The organism is Stomatobaculum longum, assembly GCA_000242235.1.
In the GTDB taxonomy this organism is placed as follows: domain Bacteria; phylum Bacillota; class Clostridia; order Lachnospirales; family Lachnospiraceae; genus Moryella; species Moryella longum.
This window is the reverse complement of sequence record JH590864.1, coordinates 147,213-163,093: the sequence shown is the minus strand read 5'-3', so window position 1 is coordinate 163,093 and position 15,881 is coordinate 147,213. Positions and strand designations below refer to the sequence as shown.

10 protein-coding genes are annotated in these 15,881 nt (G+C 57.7%); all 10 read right to left on the bottom strand.

Annotated elements, in window-relative coordinates; translation table 11 throughout:
- Window positions 1-2: 2 nt before the first annotated feature.
- The gene (gene eno, locus HMPREF9623_RS09250; protein ID WP_083826809.1) at window positions 3-1,295 is read right to left on the bottom strand and encodes a phosphopyruvate hydratase; all 1,293 of its coding nucleotides are present in this window, start codon (window positions 1,293-1,295) and stop codon (window positions 3-5) included.
- Between the two features lie 81 nt (window positions 1,296-1,376).
- Entirely contained in the window at window positions 1,377-2,336 is a 960-nt protein-coding gene (locus tag HMPREF9623_RS09245) for a 3-hydroxyacyl-CoA dehydrogenase (RefSeq protein WP_009533621.1), read from the bottom strand.
- A gap of 81 nt (window positions 2,337-2,417) precedes the next feature.
- Window positions 2,418-3,218 (bottom strand): segregation and condensation protein A, encoded by an 801-nt coding sequence (locus HMPREF9623_RS09240; RefSeq protein WP_009533620.1) that lies wholly within the window; start codon window positions 3,216-3,218, stop codon window positions 2,418-2,420.
- Window positions 3,208-4,089 (bottom strand): metallophosphoesterase, encoded by an 882-nt coding sequence (locus HMPREF9623_RS09235; RefSeq protein ID WP_040800287.1) that lies wholly within the window; start codon window positions 4,087-4,089, stop codon window positions 3,208-3,210. Before HMPREF9623_RS09235 ends, HMPREF9623_RS09240 begins: the two co-directional genes overlap by 11 nt.
- Entirely contained in the window at window positions 4,082-5,503 is a 1,422-nt protein-coding gene (locus HMPREF9623_RS09230) for a serine hydrolase (protein ID WP_009533618.1), read from the bottom strand. The genes HMPREF9623_RS09235 and HMPREF9623_RS09230 overlap by 8 nt, the downstream gene beginning before the upstream one ends.
- 79 nt (window positions 5,504-5,582) lie before the next feature.
- Window positions 5,583-6,761, bottom strand: coding sequence for an alanyl-tRNA editing protein (locus tag HMPREF9623_RS09225; protein WP_009533617.1), 1,179 nt, complete (start codon window positions 6,759-6,761; stop codon window positions 5,583-5,585).
- Window positions 6,762-6,863: 102 nt separating this feature from the next.
- The gene (gene thrH, locus HMPREF9623_RS09220; protein WP_009533616.1) at window positions 6,864-7,463 is read right to left on the bottom strand and encodes a bifunctional phosphoserine phosphatase/homoserine phosphotransferase ThrH; all 600 of its coding nucleotides are present in this window, start codon (window positions 7,461-7,463) and stop codon (window positions 6,864-6,866) included.
- 69 nt (window positions 7,464-7,532) lie between these two features.
- Window positions 7,533-9,299 carry an ABC transporter ATP-binding protein gene (locus HMPREF9623_RS09215; RefSeq protein ID WP_009533615.1) on the bottom strand — a complete coding sequence of 589 codons (1,767 nt, stop codon included), beginning with the start codon at window positions 9,297-9,299 and terminating at the stop codon, window positions 7,533-7,535.
- A 1-nt stretch (window position 9,300) separates the two neighbouring features.
- Complete coding sequence (locus tag HMPREF9623_RS09210) at window positions 9,301-11,049, bottom strand: ABC transporter ATP-binding protein (RefSeq protein WP_009533614.1); 1,749 nt, start codon at window positions 11,047-11,049, stop codon at window positions 9,301-9,303.
- Window positions 11,050-11,274: 225 nt separating this feature from the next.
- Entirely contained in the window at window positions 11,275-15,879 is a 4,605-nt protein-coding gene (locus HMPREF9623_RS12025) for a hypothetical protein (RefSeq protein ID WP_009533613.1), read from the bottom strand.
- Between the last annotated feature and the right edge of the window lie 2 nt (window positions 15,880-15,881).

Genomic DNA, 15,881 nt, shown 5'->3' with positions numbered 1-15,881 from the left:
GATTAACGGTTGAACGCGTTCTTGCCCGGATACTCCGCCGCGACACCGAGATCCGACTCGATGCGGAGCAGCTGGTTGTACTTCGCGACACGCTCGGAACGGCTCGGCGCACCGGTCTTAATCTGACGCGTGTTCAGCGCGACCGCGAGATCGGCAATCGTCGTATCCTCGGTCTCACCGGAACGGTGGGAGGTAATCGCCGTGTAGCCCGCCTTGTGCGCCATCTTGATTGCCTCAAGGGTCTCGGAGACCGAACCGATCTGATTAAGCTTAATCAGAATCGAGTTGCCGCAGCCAAGCTCAATGCCCTTCTTGAGGCGCTTCGTGTTCGTGACAAAGAGATCGTCGCCGACCAGCTGAACCTTGTCGCCGAGCTCCTTCGTCATCTCTTTCCAGCCCTCCCAGTCCTCTTCGTCGAGACCGTCCTCGATGGACCAGATCGGATACTTCTCAATGAGGCTCTTCCAGTGCGCAATGAGCTCCTTCGAGGTGAAGTCCCTGCCGGACTTCGGCTGATGATAGAAGCCGATGCCCTTGTCGCTCTTCCACTCGGAGGAAGCCGCATCCATCGCGAGCACAAAGTCCTTGCCCGGCTCGTAGCCTGCGTCGCGGACTGCCGCGAGAATGTGCTCAATCGTGTCCTCGTCATCCTTTAAGTTCGGTGCAAAACCACCCTCGTCGCCGACAGCCGTCGTATTGCCCTCGCTCTTCAGAATCTTCTGGAGGCTGTGGAACACCTCGGTGCACCAGCGGAGACCCTCGGAGAAGCTCGGCGCGCCGACCGGCATAATCATGAACTCCTGGGTGTCCACGGAGTTCGTCGCGTGTACGCCGCCGTTTAAGATATTCATCATTGGCACCGGGAGGTTATTGCCGTTTGCGCCGCCGAGGAAGCGGTACAGCGGAATGCCGAGCGACTCGGCCGCAGCCTTTGCCGAAGCAATCGAAACCGCGAGAATCGCGTTTGCGCCGAGCTTCGACTTATTCTCGGTGCCGTCCGCCGCGAGCATTGCGGCATCGACCGCGTAGACATTCTGCGGATCCAGACCGTGCAGCACCTCGTTAATCACGGTATTGATGTTCTCGACTGCCTTTCTCACGCCCTTGCCGCCAAAGCGGGACTTGTCGCCGTCGCGAAGCTCAATCGCCTCAAACTCACCGGTCGAAGCGCCGCTCGGTGCGGTGCCTCTGCCGACCGAACCGTCGGAAAGCGTGACCTCTGCCTCGACCGTCGGATTGCCGCGGGAGTCAATGATCTCTCTTCCGATTACCTTCTCAATAGAAAGATGTGTCAACATATTGGTTCCTCCACTTCTGAAATCTGTTAAAGAACTCTTGTCCGTACCAGTATAGCACGGAACCGTTTGCCCTGCCTCTTATTTTTCGTAGCGGTAAAAGCCCTCGCCCGCGTTGACGCCGGTCTTGCCCGCGTCGATTTTTGCCTTGAGTCCCGCCGCAATCTTGCCGGCCGTGCTCTCCGGATTTTTTGCCTCCGGGTTCATCGAGACGATGTTGTAAGCGGTCTGAAGCCCCACAATGTCGAGAATCCGGAAGGGGCCGTAGGGCGAACCCGTGCCGAGCGTCCAGGTCTTATCAATGGTCTCCGGATCCGCGACCTCATTGGCCCAAAGCGCCTCCGCGGCACTTAAGAAAGGCACAAGCATTGAGTTCAGAATATAGCCCGGCTGCTCCTTTTTGAGTTCCAGTGGAATCATGCCGATTTCCTTGGCAAATTCCACGACGCGGCCAAAGACCGCCTCCGAAGTCCCGCTGTGCCCCATGATCTCCGCCGTATTGCTGCGCCAGATATTGTTTGCAAAGTGAAGCGCGAGATAATTCTCCGGATAGGGCAGCAAATCCGAGAACATGCTCGGAATCATCGTCGAGGAATTGGTCGCGACAATCGTCTTTTCGTCGAGAAAGGGGGCGAGTTTCGCGTAAAATTCCCGCTTGGCCTCCCTGTCCTCCGCCATGCTCTCGATGATGAAATCCGCCTCGCGGACACTCTCCGCAAGATCCAGCGAGAGCCGAATGTTCTGTTTCGCCGCCTCGACAGCCTTCTCGAGGCGCGCGAGATCCTCTGCGCTCTTGACCGCCGCCGCGTCGCCGAAACCGCGCGGCAAATCAAGCGGTTTGCCCGCGAGCATCGCCTCGCCGATCCGCGCGAGCTCCGCGCGGTACACATTGTAAAGTCGCGTGAGCTTCGGCTCCGTTCTGCCGATCGAGCCCTCGCTCCGGAGCCATATCGTCACCGGGAAGCCCTTAAACGCCGTCTGAAACGCAATCTGCGCGCCGAGCACGCCGCCGCCCGCCACCAATACATGCCGAAATTCCATATTCACCTCCGGTCTCTCCGAGACCTTGTACATTTATCGATACAAAGAGAGCATACCACGACCTGGAAGCCGCGCGCAAGCTCAGCCGTCAAAAAGCTCCGAGAAGTCGTGCCGGTTCTCCAACTCCTCCGCCGAGACCTCGAGGTAGATGTCGAGCGCCGGGCTCTCCTGCGAAGCGGTCAGAATTCCCGCCTTCATGAGTTCGAGCACCGCGAGAAACGTGACCACGAGGAGCAGCTTGCTGCGCCGCTTTTCAAGTAAGTCCCGGAACGAAAAACTCTCGTGCGCGCGCGCATAACTCATGACCGCTTCAATCTGCATCTTCAGACTGATAGGCTCGCGTTTGATGGTCCCGAAGCGACTCCGCTCCGGATCGATCCTGTCTTCGCGCTGACGCATGACCTCCTGAAACACAAACTGAAGTCGCGTGAGCGTCACATCCTGAAAGAGCTCGTCGAGATCCACGGGCTGCGTCCACTCCGCGACTTCTTTCGGAAGCGCGGGTTCGCGGAAAAAGACCTTGTAGGCGTCAAATTCGCGGTCGGCGAGTTCCTCCGCCATGAGCTTATACTTCTTGTGCTCCAAGAGGCGATTCACAAGTTCCGCTCTCGGATCCACCTCTTCGCCGGTCTCCTGATCCACCTCGCGCGGCAGGAGCATGCGCGCCTTGATATCGAGCAAAGTCGCCGCCATCAGAAGGAATTCCGAGAGCTGATCGAGATCCTCCCTCTCCATGCCGGAGAGATACGCCATATACTGCTCCGTGATCTCGGCAATCGGAATGTCGTAGATATTGATTTTATTCTTTTCAATCAGCCTTAAGAGAAGATCGAGCGGCCCCTCATACTTTTCAAGCCGCAGCGAGAGCGCCTCATCTGCCATGTCCTCTCCCCTTTCGAAGCTCCAGCACCATGAGCTCCGGCAAATTCATAAAGCGGAGGTTGATGCTGTGCGTACCGATGCCCGGGCTTAGGAGCATCGCGTGTTCTCCCCGGTAGAAAAGCCCGCTCGCCGGGCGGCGGAAAAATTCAAACTGCGGCGTCATGAGACCTATGTTCCCCGGGAGCCGCACTGTGCCGCCGTGCCAATGCCCCGCGAATGTGAGATCCGCGCCCCAGCGCGCATAGGCGTCAAAAAAAGCCGGGCTATGCGCAAAAAGAAGCTGAAAGCGCGTCGCATTTGCCGCGCCGAGGTGCTCCTGCACATAGTCCGCATGCATCTCATCGTGCGGCGCTCGCCGGTAAAAGTTCTCGGTGATATGGAGCCCCGAGAGTGCAAGGTCATTGCCGAGCAATACAGTCTCATCCGAGAGATAGTGTACGCCCTGCCAACTAAGCCCCGCCTGCAAGTCGTCGAACAGCTGCAAATAGCGCCCGCGGTCGCGGTCCAGCCGCGCCTCGTGGTTTCCCTCGCCGTAGTAGACCGGCGCGATTTCCGCAAGCCGCTCCGTCAGCGCGAGGGTCGCCTGAATCGAAGCACCGTGCTTTGCCGTCACCATATCTCCGCCGAGGAAGATGTAGTCCGGCCGAAGCCGCTCCGTTTCTTTCAGGAGCCGCGCCGCAATGTCGCCGAGACGGCGCTCGTGAAAGTCCGAGAGGTATACAATGCGGCGCGGTCTTTCGATTTTCGGGCTCCGCAGTTCATAGCGGCGCACAATGAGGCTCCGACGCTCCCGCTCGGATTCAAAAAGGGCGGCCGCCGCAATGCCGACCGCCGCCGAACCGAACGAGAAGAAAAGCTTCTTCTTATCCAATCCAAACCCCTTCCCTGTTGACTCGGTATCCATCCGGTGTGCGGCTGTCTGTCAACATTTTGCCGTCACTTCCAAGATAATACCACTGATTTCGATACTGTAGCCAGCAGTTTTGCTGCAGTGCGCCCTGCCCCGGTGCCAGGTAATACCAGGCGCCCGTGCTATCCTGCTGCCAGCCCTCCTTCATATTGCCGTCCGCGTCAAACCAGTACTGCGCACCGTTAATCTCCCGGCGAGCATTCTTCACGAGCTCACCGTTTGCTTCTCTGTACGCCCACACGCCGTTTCTTTGGAGCCACCCCGCCTGACTTGGCAACTTTGCCCCCGGTCCGCTTAGTGCCTGATTTTGATTTGCCGACGGATTTGCTTCCTGTCTGCTTGCCGGATTTGCCTGACTTCCCGCCGGACTTACCGTTTGTCGGCTTACCGCCTGCTGATTTTCCGCCGGATTTTCCTGCTGACTTTGAGCCTGACTGTTTGCCGTGAGCGCCTGTACTCTGCCGCTTGTCTCCTGTGCCGTTTCCCCGCCCACGGCTTCCTGTTTTTTTCCGCCGGACTCTCCCGCGAGCTGGAACCCGTAGTCGAGCAGCGCCCTTGTGTCCGCGTATTGCGTCCGCTTGCTCTTCATAACCACCGCAATGAGACGCACGCCGTTTCGCTCCGCGCAGGTTACGAGCGTATTGCCAGCCGCGCTCGTATAGCCTGTCTTGCCGCCGAGAATGCCCGGATAATAGTCCGAACCGCCCGGCGCAATCATACGGTGTCCCATTGTGATGTCCGTGCCGTTCGGACGCTTTTTGGTCGCCGGAAAATGGTACGAAGTCGTCTGATCCAGCGCACGGAAATCGGCGCGATCAAAACAGGCCTTCGCAATCAGCGCCATGTCATGCGGTGTCGTGACATGGTTTGCGTTGTTCAGACCGTTCGGATTCACGAAATTCGTGTTGGTGCATCCGAGCTGTCCGGCTCTCCGGTTCATCTTCTGTGCGAACGCGGAGACCGAACCCGAGACATGCTCGGCGAGCCCGTTCGCGACCTCGTTCGCGGATTTCAGCATGAGCCCGTAGAGGCAGTCCCGCACCTTGACGCGATCGCCCTTTGTGAGCTCCAGATTCACCGCGCCCGACTCCAGATTTCCGGTCGCGCTGTCGGAGAACACAACCACATCGTCCTGTGAGCTGTTCTCGAGCACCAGAAGTGCCGTCATAAACTTGGTGATTGAAGCCGGATAGAACTGCTGATTTGCGTTCTTCTCATACAAAAACTGTCCCGTCGTCGCATTGTAGAGCGCCGCGCCCTCCGAGGCAATCTGCGGCGCGGTCGCCGCATAAGCTGGCTTTACGCCGATAGAGCCGCCGAAAAGCAGCAGTGCCGCGATGAGACAACAGAGCCCTTTTTTGATTTTTTCCTGCATCAAAACGAAATCTCCCTCCCCTGAGATGCCGTCTCCGCTCTCAGTTCTATTTCATTTTTCTTATAATTTTATCACAGTCTTACTTCTCATTTTTTACAAAATCATGAAAAAGAGTGGGTATTTCTGTCGCTTTACAAAAGATACGACCCTGAATGCGATCTTTTCCACCGCCGCCCTTGCCGCCGCGCGAGCGGATTTCGGCGAGAAAAGACTCCCGGTCAACCCCGTCGCCGGACAGGAGAAACGCATAGCCCGTCTCCTCCGCGCCGGAGAATAGCCCGAGTACACCGGAAAAGCACTCTCTGAGCGGCTTTAGCGCGCGCTGGAGCACACTCTCCGGGAGCGGCGGCAGAACAAGGCAGGGTGCCTGCTCACCCCTCTGCGCCGCTGTCTCTGCCTTGGCAAGAATCAGTTCGACCGCAAGCGAAGCCGCGCGGCTCTCGGCGGCAGCGCTCTTCTCCTGCACTTTCATAACCGCACTGTCCAGTTCGCCGAGCGGCGTCGAGAGTCGCGCCGAAATCTCTTTTGCCTCGTCGAGGCAGGCCGAAAACGCTGTGAGCGCCCGCATTCCGCAGGCAAGATACAGTCTGGTGCCGCCCTTATAGTTCATTGCGCTCAGAATCTTTACGAGTCCCACCTCCGAACTCCGCGCGACATGGGGCGCACAGCAGGCGCAGGTGTCCACATCCCCGATTTCGACGAGGCGGATTGCCCCCGTCAGTTCCTTTTTCTGCCGGTAAGAAATCGCCGCAAGCTCCGCCGCGTCCGGATAAAAGGCTCGCACCGGGATGTCCCGGAAAACGGCCTCATTGACCGCGCTCTCAAGCTTTGCGAGATCCGCCGCGCCGAGCGGGACACTGAGATCCACCTGCACTTCGCGCTCGCTCAGATGAAAGCCCACATTTTCCGCGCCGAAGAGGCGGTGCGCAAGCCCCGACAACATGTGCTCGCCCGTGTGCTGCTGCATAAAGTCAAAGCGGCGTGCCCAGTCGACCGTCCCCGTGACCGTGCTGCCGACCGATAGCGGCGCGTCGACCAGATGGGTGATGATGCCATCCCGTATCGTGACATCCAGAATTTTTGCCCCGCCGAGCGTGCCGCGGTCCGCCTTCTGCCCGCCCTGTTCCGGAAAAAAGGCCGTCCGGTCCAGAATCACCGCAAAACAAGTCTCGCCGTCTGCCGTTCTCTCCGTTAAAGAGAGCACTTCCGCCGTAAAGCAGAGCTCCCGCGGATCTCTGTCAAAAATCGCCTCTGTCATACGAATCTCCTCTCCGCCCGCCGCGGCAAATGTGCAAACGCTCCGATTTCCCGCACACGAAAAGACAGCCTCCTTTCGGGAAGCTGTCCTTTGCTCATCTCGTCACTGCGCTGCCTTGATTGCCGCGAGCAGTTCCGCATAGGTCTCAAACACCGGATACTGCGGGTAGGTCTTCTTGATTTCCTCCGTCGTCCGGAACAGGAAGCCCGCCTTGCTCGCCTCGATCATGCCGAGGTCGTTGTAGCTGTCACCGCTCGCAATCGTCTCATAGCCGATTGACTGGAGCGCGCGCACCGTCGTGAGCTTCGAGTGCTCGATGCGCATCTTGAAGCCCGTGATTTCACCGCTCTCCGCGACCTCAAGCGAGTTGCAGAGTATCGTCGGATAGCCGAGCTTTTTCATGAGAGGAGACGCGAACTGCGTGAACGTGTCACTCAGAATCATGACCTGGGTAAAGCTCCGGAGCTCGTCGAGGAACTCCTTGGCGCCCGGCATCGGATCAATCGTCGCGATGGTCTCCTGAATCTCCTTGAGCCCGAGGCCGTGCTCCTTCAGAATGTCAATGCGGTAGCGCATCAGCTTGTCGTAGTCCGGCTCGTCCCGCGTTGTGCGGCGAAGTTCCGGGATGCCCGAAGCCTCCGCAAACGCAATCCAGATTTCGGGAACCAGCACGCCCTCCAGATCCAAGCAAACAATATTCATGTTGTGCCTCCTCATTTCGCAATTTCACAATAACAGCCACATTATACCAAAGCGACCCGCTCTTTGCCACTAAATCGACTTGCCGAGGAACTGGCTCTCATAGAGCGTGTAGTAGAAGCCCTTCGCCGCCATGAGTTCCTCGTGGTTGCCCTTTTCGATGATGTGTCCGGCCTTCATCACAAGAATCACATCGGCGTTCCGTATCGTCGAGAGACGGTGCGCGACAATAAAGCTTGTGCGCCGCTCCATGAGCTTGTTGAATGCCTCCTGAATTTTGAGCTCCGTCCGCGTGTCGATCGAAGAAGTCGCCTCATCCAGAATCAGCATCGACGGATTGCTCATCATGACGCGGGCAATGCAGAGGAGCTGCTTCTGTCCCTGCGAGAAGCCCTCGCCGTTCTCGGCAATCACCGTGTCATAGCCCTGCGGCAGTTTTTCGATGAAATTCGCAATGTGGCAGATGCGCGCGACCTCGCGCATCCGCTCCTCACGGATGCCCGGATTGCCCATCGTGATATTCTCGCGTATCGTGCCGCTCTTTAGCCAGGTCTCCTGTAAGACCATGCCGAAGCCGCCGCGGAGCGAGGTGCGCGTCAGATCGCGGAGATCCGTGCCGTCGAGGGTGATGCTGCCGCCCGTCACATCGTAGAAACGCATCAGGAGATTAATGAGCGTCGTCTTGCCGCAGCCGGTCGGCCCGACAATCGCGATTTTCTGTCCCGGTTTCACCGCAAAGTCAAAGTTCTCAATGAGATGCTGTTCCGGCACATAGGAAAAGGCGACCTTGTCAAACCCGACCGCACCGTCGAAGCGCTCCGGTGCCTTGGCATCCGCCGCGTCGGGCACCTCCTCCGCCTCCTCGATAAACTCAAAGAGTCGCGCCGCGCAGGCAATCGCGTTCTGAAGCTCGGTCACAACGCCCGAAATTTCGTTGAACGGCTTTGCGTACTGGCTCGCATAGCTGAGAAAAGCCGTGAGCTCGCCGACCGTCAGATGCCCGCCGATCACCGAGAGAGCACCGACCGCGCCGACAATCATATAGACTAAGGCATTTACAAAGCGCGTCGTCGGGTTGGTCAGCGAAGAGAAGAAAGTCGCTTTCAGCGAAGTCTCGGTCAGCTTTTCATTGAGCGCATCGAAATCCGAAATCACGGCGCGCTCGCGGTGAAAGGCCTTGACGACGCGCTGTCCCTCGACCATCTCGTTAATCATGCCGGTCTGCTCGCCGCGAAGCGTCGACTGCGCGCGGAACAAAATATAGCTGTGCTTTGAGATATAGCCCGCGAGCAAGAAACTAAGCGGTGTGATCAACACGACCGCGAGCGTAATCCAGACATTGACCGAGAGCATGAAGAGGAGCGTCCCGAGTATCGTGAGAACACCCGTAAAGAGCTGGGTAAAGCCCATCAAAAGGCCGTCCGAAAACTGGTCGGCATCCGCAATCACACGGCTCTCGATCTCGCCGACCGGATGCGCATCGAGGTAACTTAACGGCAGGCGCTCAATCTTCCGGAAAGCATCGTTTCGAAGCGCCTGCACGACCGCATAGGCCAGGTGGTTGTTGCAGAGATTCATGCACCACTGAAAGATGCCCACGCCCGCCGCCGCGAGGACAAGCTGTAGCATGATGCGCCGCACACCGTGGAAATCCACCCGTCCCGCGCCTATCATGTGGTCCACAACGGCACCGGTCAAACGCGGCGCGAGCAGAGTCAGAACAACCGTCAGGAAGGCAAAGAGTAGCGATGCCATCAGGTACAGCCGGAAGCGGCCGATGTAACGGAGCACCTTTTTGACGGTGCGCCACTGAAAATCATTTTTCTTCTTCTGTTTCATCTCACGCCTCCTTCGGGAACTGGGAGTAGTAAATCTCCTGATAGACCCGGTTGTCCCGGAGAAGCTCCTCATGTGTGCCGCTGCCGACCAGTTGCCCGTTATCGAGCACCAGAATCCGGTCCGCATACTGCACCGAAGCCGCGCGCTGCGACACAATGAAGCAGGTAATGTCCTTTGCGCTCTCGCGGATTGCGGTGCGAAGCGCTGCGTCGGTCGCAAAGTCGAGCGCCGAAGCACTGTCGTCGAGAATCAGAATCTCCGGCTTCTTCATCAGCGCGCGCGCAATCGTGAGGCGCTGCTTCTGACCGCCCGACAGATTCCGGGCGTTCTGCTCCAGATGGAAGTCGAGCGTGCCGGGCTTGGTCTCGACATATTCCTTCGCCTGCGCGACCGTCAGCGCCTCCCAGAACGCCGCACTATCCGCATCCTCTTTGCCCCAGCGAAGATTGTCGGCAATGCTGCCCTGAAAGAGCTCGGCCTTCTGTAAGACTATACCGATTGCCGCGCGGAGACTCTCGAGCGTCAGCTTCCGCACATCCTCTCCAAAGACCGCTACCTCGCCCGCCGTCACATCATAGAAACGCGGAATCAGATTCACGAGCGAGGACTTGCCGCTGCCCGTGCCGCCGATAATGCCGATGGTATCGCCCGCATAGGCCGTAAAACTGATGTGCGAGAGCGCTTCGCCGCTCTCTGCGTCATAGCGGAGCGAGACATCCCGGAATTCGACCGCCTTCTTCCGGCCGTTTGCATCCGCTACCTCGCCCGCAAACACCTGCGCCGTGTCCTCGCTGCCGTCCTGCATATCGCACCGCACCTCCAGCACTGCGGCAACGCGGTCACTGCAGGCCATGGCGCGCGTCACCTGAATAATCAGATTGGCGAGCTTGATTAACTCCACCAAGATCTGCGACATATAATTCAGCAGCGCGACCACCTGACCGGTCGCGAGAATGCCTGCGTTTACGCGCACGGCGTCTGTCTGAATCAGTGCGACAATCGCGAGGTTAATGAGCACATAGGTCAGCGGATTCATGAGCCCCGAGATGCGCCCCACACGGATCTGCTCCGCAAACAGCGCCGCATTCCGCTCCGCATAGCGCTGTCTCTCATTCTCCTCCTGGCAGAAAGCCCGGATCACGCGGACACCCGTCAGGTTTTCGCGCGTGCTCGTCATAATCTCATCGAGCCTGCCCTGCACCTTTTTATAGAGCGGTAAGGTGGTCAGGAGAATCCAGAAAACAACCGCACCGATGACCGGAATCGCGACCGCAAAGATCAGCGCCGACGGCACATCAATCGTAAACGCCATAATCATGGCGCCGAAGACAATGAAAGGCGAGCGGAGAAACAGCCGCAGCACCATGTTGACGCCGGACTGCACCTGGTTTACATCGCTCGTCATCCGCGTAATCAGCGTGTCCGCGCCGAAAAGATCCAGCTGCGAAAAACTGAGCTCCTGCACCTTGGTAAATAGCTGATGCCTCAGTTCGCCGCCGAGCCGCATTGCCGCCTTTGCCGCAAAATACTGCGCGGTAATCGAGAATCCGAGTCCCGCCGCGCCGAGCAGCAAGAGCAAGGCCGACTGCTGCAACACATAGCCGCGATCTCCCATCGCAATACCGCGGTCAATGAGCCGTGCCATAATGAGCGGCACAATCAGCTCGAGCAGCGCCTCCACAAGTTTAAAGAGAGGCGCGAGCACTGCCTCTCTCCTGTACTTCTTCAATATTGGCAACAAAACCTTCATACGCCCCTCCCTTTCTCACAATATCCTAGCGAGCTAAACCAAAGCTGTCAAGAAAGGCGGCGGCCGGGCAATTCCGCTGCAACCGGCACCGTCCGATGATAACTCCGACGACGAAGCGGAGACCTTCCACTAACAAAATAGGCGGGGCGGTGAAGACGAAAAGTCTTCACCGCCCCGCCCGCATATACGAGAATTAGGGGAGTCTCGTTTCTGCCGATATGAGCCTTACGGCGTCTCGCGAATCCATGCACCGGAAGCATCCACATGGTAGCCATCCGGCGTCACTTCATTCGCATACATGGAGCCATACGGTCTGCCTGCGCGATGTCCGTATACCCAGCGATTCTGAGATGCATCCCAGTCCCAGGTCGGCGCAGGCGCTGCCGGATTCAGGTAGTACCAGCTTCCGTTGATCTCCTGCCAGCCGGTCTGCATCGAGCCGGTCAGCAGGTTCAGATAGTACCAGCTGCCGTCCGCGCTGTCGCGGTACCAGCCCTTGTCCATAGAGCCAAACCAGCCGTCGTGAATTGTGGAGAGATGGTACCAGACACCCTGGTCATTCTTCCACCAGCCGCTGTCCATGACACCGTCTGCGTTAAAGTGGTAGCTGTAAATTTTTGTCTTGCCATCGTAGTTGTAGGCAATATCTGCCCAAGTGCCCTTGATTCTCTTGCCACTGCCGAGATCAAAGTACCAGCCGTGGTTTGCAGAATCAAAGTTCACCCAGTTGCCCTCGACACCATTCTGGTATACACGGTTGCCCGTGCCAGTCGATGTGGTGCTGCCGGTGATGCCTCTGCGGCCACTGCCGCCGCGGCCACCACCGCCGCCACCATTCGGCGTCGGGCTCGGCGGGGTCGGGCCAGGAGACGGAGGAGTCGGCACGACACCAGCGATTCTTGCGAGAATACCGTCAATCAACGCTTTCAAATTAGCGTGCTCTGTAACCAGCTCTGCCGTCGTAGGTCTCGGCATGCGATTTACAAGCGCATTCGCCTGCGTTACTGCGTTCGTCAGATCTGCGAGCTCAGTCGGCGTGAGATAAGGCGTGATGTTCGGATTCGTCATGATCCCATTGCCTCTGTTGATCTCCGAGATCAGATTATTTCTCGCATTCTGCCAAGCTGTGTCGTCCGCCGGAATGTACATCGCGTAGACAGTCATGTCGCGGGTCACCGGATCGGTGTCTGCGAATGTCGCTGCTGTCGCATTGTTCTGCTTCCGGAACTGGTCAAACTCATACTCAATGCCGGTCGTCGGATCTGTGTAGTTCACAGCGAGGGCACCGCGCATGGTCGTGTAGTCCGCATGGCTCGCAATATCGCCGCCGTGCGGGACACGGAAGGTATAAGTCGTACCGCGTTTCGAATCAATCACGGTCACTGTATGTGCCTTCTTATAGCTCAGCACAAGATAATCGCCGTTCTTCGCCTCAAAGCTAAAGTTACCGTCAAAGCCGGCTGCACTGAGGTCGCTCGGATTCATGGTGACTTCCGTATAAACTGCTGTTCCCGAACCATCCACGGTGCGCTTCCAGAGCGTATAGTCCGCGTTGTTCTTGAGGCTCTCATCGAGGCGTGCTGCCACGCGAACGGTCGCATTGCTGTTGGTTGCCGGCACTGTCTTATTCACACCATCCACATCGCGCGCCAGACCAACCTGCAGGCTCCACGGTGTCTTCAGCTCATTGTCGCCCGTCTGGGTCTTCAACTCGTTTGCCTGTGCCGCAGGCACTGAGCCGCGGTTAAACTTCACAATGTAGGTGAGCCGGTCAACAGCTGTACTTGCCAGTGTTGCACTGTCATCTGGGTTATCAATCAACTCGCTGAGAAGCTGCGCGTTGTTTGCCGGATCAAGAGCAAAACGCCCGTCCTTCGGTGCAAAATCGAGTTCTGCCTTCGGCTGTGCCGGAACCAGCGGCTGACCGTCAAAGGTCGCTGCCAAGGTGACCGAACCTCTCGGCATCGTGACACGCTGCGTCATAGCATCCGGGTGTGCCATGCTAAGACCGCCGAGTAGCACATTCCAACGCTTGAACGTTGCGCCAGCCGGGACATCCGCATCAATCTTGATGATGTCGCCCTCCTGGAACGTCACATTCGTGTTGTCCGCGCCAATCGGGATAGTCTGCTGCACACCGCTGACAGTTCTCTTGATCTCAGCGACTTTGCCGCCGTTCACAAGTTTCAGCGTGTAGGTGTTCACTGTCGCGGACGGACTGCCGGTCACCGGAATTACCGTGCCCTGCGCCATCTGATTCTGCGGGGTCTGGCTTCCGCCAGTAGGTCTCGCAACCACAGTGTAAGTCGTATTCGGGTCAAGGTTATCAAAGACAATCGCTGCACCGGATGTCGCCGGTGTGACCCAGGTCGAAGCCGGAACCACATTGCCGTTTGCGTCAATCAGTGAGTACTCCGTGTTCGGTGCAGTCGGGCTCACCGTGATGGTCTTCTGCCCGGCGTTTGCGCTGTCGTTGCCGACAGTTGCGTTCGATCCGGCTGCCGGAACCGTTGCGACAGTCGGCTGACTGCGATGGTTCGCCGCAATTGCAGAAATCTGTGTTCCCGCCGCCGGGTTGTCTGTGGTAGGCAACTCATAAACCTGATACTGCGCGTTGACCGGGAGACCCGTAAACGCGCCGCTCTGGAGCGCTGTGCCCGAAAGCGTTGCAATCACATTGCCGTTCATATCGGTGATCGCATAGTTTCTGAGGCCGTTTGCCCCATCCACCTTCACATTGCCGGTGCCGTTCGCTGCAACTTCTCCATTTGCATTCGGCATCGCAAGCACGCCGTCATCCGTTGCGCCAATGCGCTGGAAAACTACTGTGTAAGTCTCGCTGCCGCCGATGACTGTCGTAGCGCCCGGAAGTGCGCCGACGCTGCTGGTCCAAGGCCCTGCAACATAGTTGGTAGCCGGCGTCGCAGTCGGCTTGGGAACATCCGCCCAGGTGGTCGGATTCCAGTTGTTAGAAGCGTCCTTTGTGAATTTGCCGACTTTTACAGTCGTATTACCACTCAGCGTACCATGTGCGCTGTGCGTAAAGTGCAACGTGTACCACTCGTTCGGATTCTCAACAAACTTCGGATAAACCTTTACGGTAGTCGGCGTACCCGAGCCTGCCGGAACCACAAACTTCTGATCTGCAGTCGGAATCACAGAGCTGTTGGTCGCCGCGTCGTAAATCTTTGTCTCGGCACCGTTCATCTCCACATACCAGCCTTCCAGCATGTAGTTCGGATCCGGATCCGCATGTACCAGTAAGCTGCCGTCTGCTGCGAGACCGATCAGCTGATCCCAAGTATAGGAACCGACGCGGATGGAGCGCGGCGCCGTATTTCCAGTAATGTTGCCGTTTGTATTGCCCAGATAGTTGATACGCGCCCATACAGCCGCATCGCCCAGATTCTCGACATAGGTCAATGTGATGACTGCGCCCATGCCGTCGGAACCAGCCTGCAGGTTAAAATGCAGGTTCTGATCCGTTGTCGAGAGACCAGTCGGCCCCTGTGCCCCGCCATTGGTTCCCGGATCCAGGTTCGGCGGGTAGTTATAGCCCGGAAACTGCGGAGCTGCCACAGTCTGTGCACCGGTTGTTCCGACCGGCCGCATCTCATCAATGTCCGGAAGATTCGGTCTGCCCTCCTGGCCATCCAGCGGCTTTCCGTGGTTATCGCGATACTTGACCTGCACGCGGAGCTGATATGCCGGGTCGCGATGATAGGTGTAACGAATCTTCACATTCTGGTTCGGCATCTTGCCGCTCAGAACACCGCTCGCATTGATCGCAAAGTTGTTGTGCGCTGCCAGCGTGTTGGTGCCATAGACGCAGGCACTCGCATTGTCATTCTGTCCGTTTACGACAGTATAGCTGTCATAGACATAACCCGCGATGGTCGGCGGCGTAAACGAAATGCTGTCCTCAGCGTGCTTCGCCTCGCTGGTCGCCGCCTTGATCGTGGTGTTGGTCTGATCCACATATTCCATGCTCAGCGAGAATGTCTTATTTGGATCAACCTTATAAAGATAGCGGACAGTCAGAGCATCGTTCGGCATGGTGCCGCTGACCACATGCGCCGCGCTTGCGCTCGCCGTGATAGCGCCGCTACCGCTGCCGCTCGCCTCGCCATATTTCAGTTTCTTATTGTTTGCTACTGTCACGGTATCGACCGTATAGCCCGGCACTGCCGAAGCCGAGAGCGGAACTGCCGTGACAGTGTCACCCATGGCTTTCTGGTTGGCATCTGTCCAGGGCGCGCCGCCCGGATTAAAGGCGATATAGTCATTCTGGTAAAAGCTGCCGCTTGCAGTTGCTGCGGGCGGTGTAGCACTGCTGTTCAGCATGCGGTAGTGCATGACCGTAAACGGATATGTCTGCGATGATCCCGCGGGCACCCACTTCGCTTTAATTTTGAGATTGCTCCCAAAAGGCATTACGATCGGCAAAGCCGTGATCGCATCCTCCAGGTGATCATTCTCATCATACCATTTTACAAACGTATAACCCGTCCAAGTCGGCGCAGCCCCTGCTTTCCAAGGAAGCGCTGGTCTCGCCTGAGGGTCGCTCGCGTTAGCACTATGGCCGACTGAATCCTCCAGTGGAACGCCGCTGAAACCCGGCGCATTCTTTAAGTAATCGCCCTCATTCAGATTAATACTATTGGTAGTGTAGCCATTGCCACCTACCCCGACGCCCGGGCCATCGCCTGTATCAAAGGTGATGGTTCGTGCCGCCGCATAGACCGGCAGCGCCGGGGCTGCCATGGAAAATACCATGACAGCCGCCATCGCCGCGGCGATCCGAGACTTTAATGTACGTCCCAATCTCATTC

Bases quoted from the DNA above. Each gene is read 5' to 3' on its own strand.
- HMPREF9623_RS09240 (WP_009533620.1), bottom strand. From the start codon at position 3,218: ATGGCAGATGAGGCGCTCTCGCTGCGGCTTGAAAAGTATGAGGGGCCG.
- HMPREF9623_RS09225 (WP_009533617.1), bottom strand. From the start codon at position 6,761: ATGACAGAGGCGATTTTTGACAGAGATCCGCGGGAGCTCTGCTTTACG.
- thrH (WP_009533616.1), bottom strand. From the start codon at position 7,463: ATGAATATTGTTTGCTTGGATCTGGAGGGCGTGCTGGTTCCCGAAATC.
- HMPREF9623_RS09230 (WP_009533618.1), bottom strand. From the start codon at position 5,503: ATGCAGGAAAAAATCAAAAAAGGGCTCTGTTGTCTCATCGCGGCACTG.
- HMPREF9623_RS09215 (WP_009533615.1), bottom strand. From the start codon at position 9,299: ATGAAACAGAAGAAGAAAAATGATTTTCAGTGGCGCACCGTCAAAAAG.
- HMPREF9623_RS09245 (WP_009533621.1), bottom strand. From the start codon at position 2,336: ATGGAATTTCGGCATGTATTGGTGGCGGGCGGCGGCGTGCTCGGCGCG.
- HMPREF9623_RS12025 (WP_009533613.1), bottom strand. From the start codon at position 15,879: ATGAGATTGGGACGTACATTAAAGTCTCGGATCGCCGCGGCGATGGCG.
- HMPREF9623_RS09210 (WP_009533614.1), bottom strand. From the start codon at position 11,049: ATGAAGGTTTTGTTGCCAATATTGAAGAAGTACAGGAGAGAGGCAGTG.